The sequence below is a fragment of the Candidatus Cloacimonadaceae bacterium genome (genome assembly GCA_030693415.1).
GTDB lineage: Bacteria > Cloacimonadota > Cloacimonadia > Cloacimonadales > Cloacimonadaceae > JAUYAR01.
In genome coordinates this window covers 1-4,294 of sequence record JAUYAR010000034.1, presented here as the reverse complement: position 1 = coordinate 4,294, position 4,294 = coordinate 1, and the positions used below count along the sequence as shown (strand labels likewise).

Sequence of the window (4,294 nt, the reverse complement as noted above, 5' to 3'; positions counted from 1 at the left end):
TCCAGTTGCTCTCCACCCCACCTCACGGTGACGCAGTTACCTTCGGCTACAGAGTTTTAACGGTGCTCTGAACAGGACTTTCACCTGTCTGATATGTATCGCTCACAGGCGCACGAATTACCGACGTCCCCGTCGGTTCTTGTCCGCAGGATTGGTTGCAAATATGTGGATGGGCTACGGATTTGTGGATACGTCATGATGACCGCTGCTGTTGCCGACGGGGACGTCGGCGTTCCATGTAGTGGCGTTCCATGAGGGGGTTTTCCAGCCCGCCTCACCACTACAAATACTCACCCTAACGTATATTTCTCCCAAGCCCAGGAGATCAGATCCAGTTCATAGCCTTTGCGGTAGAGATAGGTGAATACCTTTTCCCTAAGCTTGCTCAATGGTATGCCGCCATGTGTGTTGCAGTATTTATTCAGGAGTTCGAAGAGCTTGTCCGAGGCATCCTCTCGATCATAAAGTTCATTTAAAATTGGCTCCCAGAATGCGGGTTTGATGTGTTGTTCATAGAGTTTGGAGACGATTGCCTGCTTGCTGGTTCCACGTTCGATGAGCGAGCGGATAAGCAGCTCTGCAAAGCGGGCATCGTTGATGTAGTTCATTTTCAGACAATATGATACGCATTCAACAAGGATAGATTGATGATACTTGCGGCGGATCAGAAATTGTCTCGATTGCCACTCGCTGTGTTCAAATTTGGTCAGATAATCCAAAAGCTGCGCCAATGCCTGTTCTTTGAGCAGAGCGATGAGGTTTTCGGCGGATTCGATCTCCTGATCAAAATTGTCCGGATAAAGCATGCGAAACGCCCTCGAAGGGAGAGCGCCCCACACTTTATCGTCGATGAATATCAGAGACTTGCGGCTTTTGCCGGAATCAGTCCAGATCCTCAGTTTCATCTTCTGGAACTACCGCGAAGAGGGTATCCGGATTGACTTTTTCTTTCACTTTGGCTTCGACTTCGGCAAGCAGATTGGGATTGTCGCGCAGGAACTGTTTGGTTTTTTCGGCGCCCTGACCCAGTTTGTGTTCTTCATAGGAGAACCAGGATCCACTTTTCTTGACGATGTTCATCTCGGTAGCCATCTCGAGGATGATGTCCAGATGCGAGATGCCTTCTCCGAAAATAATCGGGAAAACGACGGTTTTAAAGGGCGGCGCGAACTTGTTTTTGACCACTTTGACGCGGGTTTTCACGCCAACTACTTCGGAATCGGCTCCCGCGAGTTTGATCGATCCGGCAAACCGAACCTCCAAACGCACGGAAGAATAGAACTTTAGCGCCACTCCGCCGGTGGTGGTTTCCGGATTTACGTATGCCGGTGCGCCGATCTTCATGCGGGTCTGATTGATGAAGAGAACCGCGGTGTTGGACTTGGAAACGATGGCGGTGAGCTTGCGCAATGCCTGGCTCATCAAACGTGCCTGCAAGCCGACGTGGCTATCTCCCATGCTGCCTTCGATCTCCTGTCTGGGCACCAAGGCGGCGACGGAATCGATGATAATCAGATCGACAGCAGAGCTGCGGACGAGGGTTTCGGTGATCTCCAATGCCTGTTCTCCGCCATCGGGTTGGGAAAGCAGCAATTCTTCGGTCTGCACGCCCAAACGTTTGGCATAAGAGACGTCCAAAGCATGCTCGGCGTCGATGAAAGCCACAATGCCGTCAAGCTTTTGCGCTTCCGCTGCGATGTGCAAGGCAAGAGTGGTTTTTCCGGAAGCTTCGGCTCCATAGATCTCGGTGATCCTGCCTTTGGGGATGCCTCCGATGCCGAGAGCGATATCCAGATTAAAAGCTCCGGTAGGGATGACGTCCACTGCCCGGTGAGGCTTGTCGCCAAGGCGCATCAGGGTGCCCAAGCCGAATCTCTTTTCGAGCTGGGACATTGCGGTTTTGAGTGCTGCATCTTTATTTTTATCCAGCATTTTTCCTCCGTCTTTATGTTAGTTTGTATTGGTTTAGGATTTGATAGACCGGAGCGTCCGGTTTTAGGATGCTGCGATACAAGTTGATCGTGTCATAAGGATAATCATTTTTATCCACAGCGCTTTGCAATATCTCATCTTCCAGCGGGTAGGGCAGGTTTCTTTTGATCCTCCCCAGGGTGATGTGCAGTTTCAGGGCTTTGTCTCCGATCTCGGGAGCGAGCTTTTTAAGCTGATAATAGAGAGTTTTATTGAGCTTGAAGATGGCGTCCGTGCTGCTTTCCAGGCTTGCCAAAATCAGGCGCGGCTGGTGAGCGGGAAAGAGTTCCAAGCCCTTGAGCCGCATGAGGAAGGGATGCTGGTCTTCGAGACATTCATGCAGGGTGAAATCCACCACGCCCATCCTGACGGCTTCGACGTCGCCCAAAAAAATCAGGGTGAGATGCAGGTTTTCCGGCTTCACCCAATTCACACACGGGATCTTGTTCCAGGCGGCAAGCCTTTCACAAAGAGACCTGTGAACTGCAGGGGGAGTTTCCAGGGCGATGAAACTGCGCGTCTTCATTCAGCGTTTGTATCCGATGTCCCGCAGAAACTTCTTGCGATGAGAGATATCCGTATCCAGTTCGACGCCGATTGGCGATGAACCGTCGATCACTCCGAGGATGCCTCTGCCCTGTTCTGTTTGTCCCATAATGACTTGCACTGGATTGGCGGTGGCGCAATAGATATTGACCACTTCGCGGCAGTCCTTGATCGCGGGGAGGACGTTGATTGGAAAAGCTCCGCGCATAATGATAATGAAACTGTGCCCCACCGCCAGTAAACGCATGTTTTCGACGGCAACGCTGATCAATTCGGCATCCGTGCCGTCCTTGCGAATCAGACAAGGACCCGAGGCTTCGCAAAACGCAATGCCAAATTTGATTCCGTGAACGCTGTTTACCATCGCTTCATAGATATCTTCCACCGTTTTGATAAAGTGGCTCTGCCCCAGGATCACATTCGCATCCGATGGAAAAATGAGCTTTTCAATAACGAATTCCATGCTTCATACCTCAAGATATTTTGTATATTCCGCCAAGGAATTATAGACACTTTGCGCTGTCAAGCAAAAGTTTGGCGATAGCGTTGCAGAGTGGGATCGTGGCACGGCTAACTTTTATAAACACAGAGAAAAACGGAGCAAAAACAAAGCAAAAGCAGAGAAAAGATGATTTGAACTCAGAGTTTCACAGAGATGCGAGACAGCCCCATCAGGGACGGCATACGATGGCTCGGGGTAAAGCAAAAGGATACCCTTGGTGGAATGACACCATCGGGTTAGATTTGAGTAACCTTATTATATAGCAAACTGATGTAGTTCTCTCTTATTTTAAACTTTGTTCCGTGATTATGCCCTGAGCGGGCATCAAAGTCAACATAAATGAGGTTATTCTCAAGCGCATCCAAGAATTTATCTATTGAAAACGTGCTTAGCATTTTAACGTCATTAAAGCAGAGGTATTCAATTCCCTTCTCTTTTTTTTACGTCAACCAAGGCGGAAAAACAGTTGATTAGTTTATCTCCGATGTGGGCTGCAACATCACGAAATCCCCCGTAGGGAGCGGGAGATAGGTTATCCAGTCCAATTCTGCCTGCGACGTCTTTGAGCCAATCGGAAACCCGTCTATCAACTTTTGTGGCATCAAAATCGATGACAATCTTTTCTTCAACTCTATTTAACAAAACGGTAAAACCTCTGTCACTATAACGTTAGCAATATATGGTTTGCCTAAAACTCATTTCGGTTTCCGGATATTTTGAGCCAGCCTCTCGATGCTTCCAGCCATAAAATGGTAACAATAATTGAGGCACGAACCTTGCGTTTCGGGGAGATGGCTCATTGTGTAGTAATGTAGATAAAGATGATGATGCTCTTCTTTTCGTTTTAAACTCCCACTCTCCAGCGTTTGCTATGGCGAGGTTATTTTCAGGGATTTCTAAAAGATCCTCAAGAACATTCCTAGCAGACCCATCATTACCCTGCCGATAGTTTTGTACCCAGCCCATGTTCTTAATGTCTTTCAGTTTCGAGATCAGCTCTTCCTTGGTAAAGACTTTTAACATAATAACTCCAGCTTGCTATATTGAGGGTGGTTTCCAAAAATCCAATAAATACTCAAAGGTAGTGCCCATGGTGATATAATTACTGGGCCAGCCAAAGATACCTATGTTATTTAGACTCCATAGAAAAAAGTCCATGCTTGACACGAATAGTATCTAAATAAATGATGAGAAATTACTTGACAGAATCAGCATCAGTAATACATTGGCATCATATTAGATAAGCATATATGGAGTTACTGATGTTTAGAGAGA

At 47.8% G+C, this 4,294-nt stretch carries 4 protein-coding genes and 1 pseudogene; all 5 read right to left on the bottom strand.

The genetic code is table 11. The features are described from left to right. Positions 1-290 precede the first annotated feature (290 nt). Positions 291-905: a RecX family transcriptional regulator gene (locus Q8M98_02375; protein MDP3113600.1), complete on the bottom strand. Its 615-nt coding sequence runs from the start codon at positions 903-905 to the stop codon at positions 291-293. Beyond that, entirely contained in the window at positions 883-1,932 is a 1,050-nt protein-coding gene (recA, locus tag Q8M98_02370) for a recombinase RecA (protein MDP3113599.1), read from the bottom strand. The genes Q8M98_02375 and recA overlap by 23 nt, the downstream gene beginning before the upstream one ends. Positions 1,933-1,945: 13 nt before the next feature. Next, entirely contained in the window at positions 1,946-2,497 is a 552-nt protein-coding gene (thpR, locus tag Q8M98_02365) for an RNA 2',3'-cyclic phosphodiesterase (protein MDP3113598.1), read from the bottom strand. After that, positions 2,498-2,980, bottom strand: coding sequence for an adenosine-specific kinase (locus Q8M98_02360; protein ID MDP3113597.1), 483 nt, complete (start codon positions 2,978-2,980; stop codon positions 2,498-2,500). 459 nt (positions 2,981-3,439) lie between these two features. Next, a pseudogene (locus Q8M98_02355) lies at positions 3,440-3,985 on the bottom strand (MvaI/BcnI family restriction endonuclease). Between the last annotated feature and the right edge of the window lie 309 nt (positions 3,986-4,294).

Coding starts and splice junctions, on each gene's coding strand:
- thpR (MDP3113598.1), bottom strand. CDS start 2,497: ATGAAGACGCGCAGTTTCATCGCCCTGGAAACTCCCCCTGCAGTTCAC.
- Q8M98_02375 (MDP3113600.1), bottom strand. CDS start 905: ATGAAACTGAGGATCTGGACTGATTCCGGCAAAAGCCGCAAGTCTCTG.
- recA (MDP3113599.1), bottom strand. CDS start 1,932: ATGCTGGATAAAAATAAAGATGCAGCACTCAAAACCGCAATGTCCCAG.
- Q8M98_02360 (MDP3113597.1), bottom strand. CDS start 2,980: ATGGAATTCGTTATTGAAAAGCTCATTTTTCCATCGGATGCGAATGTG.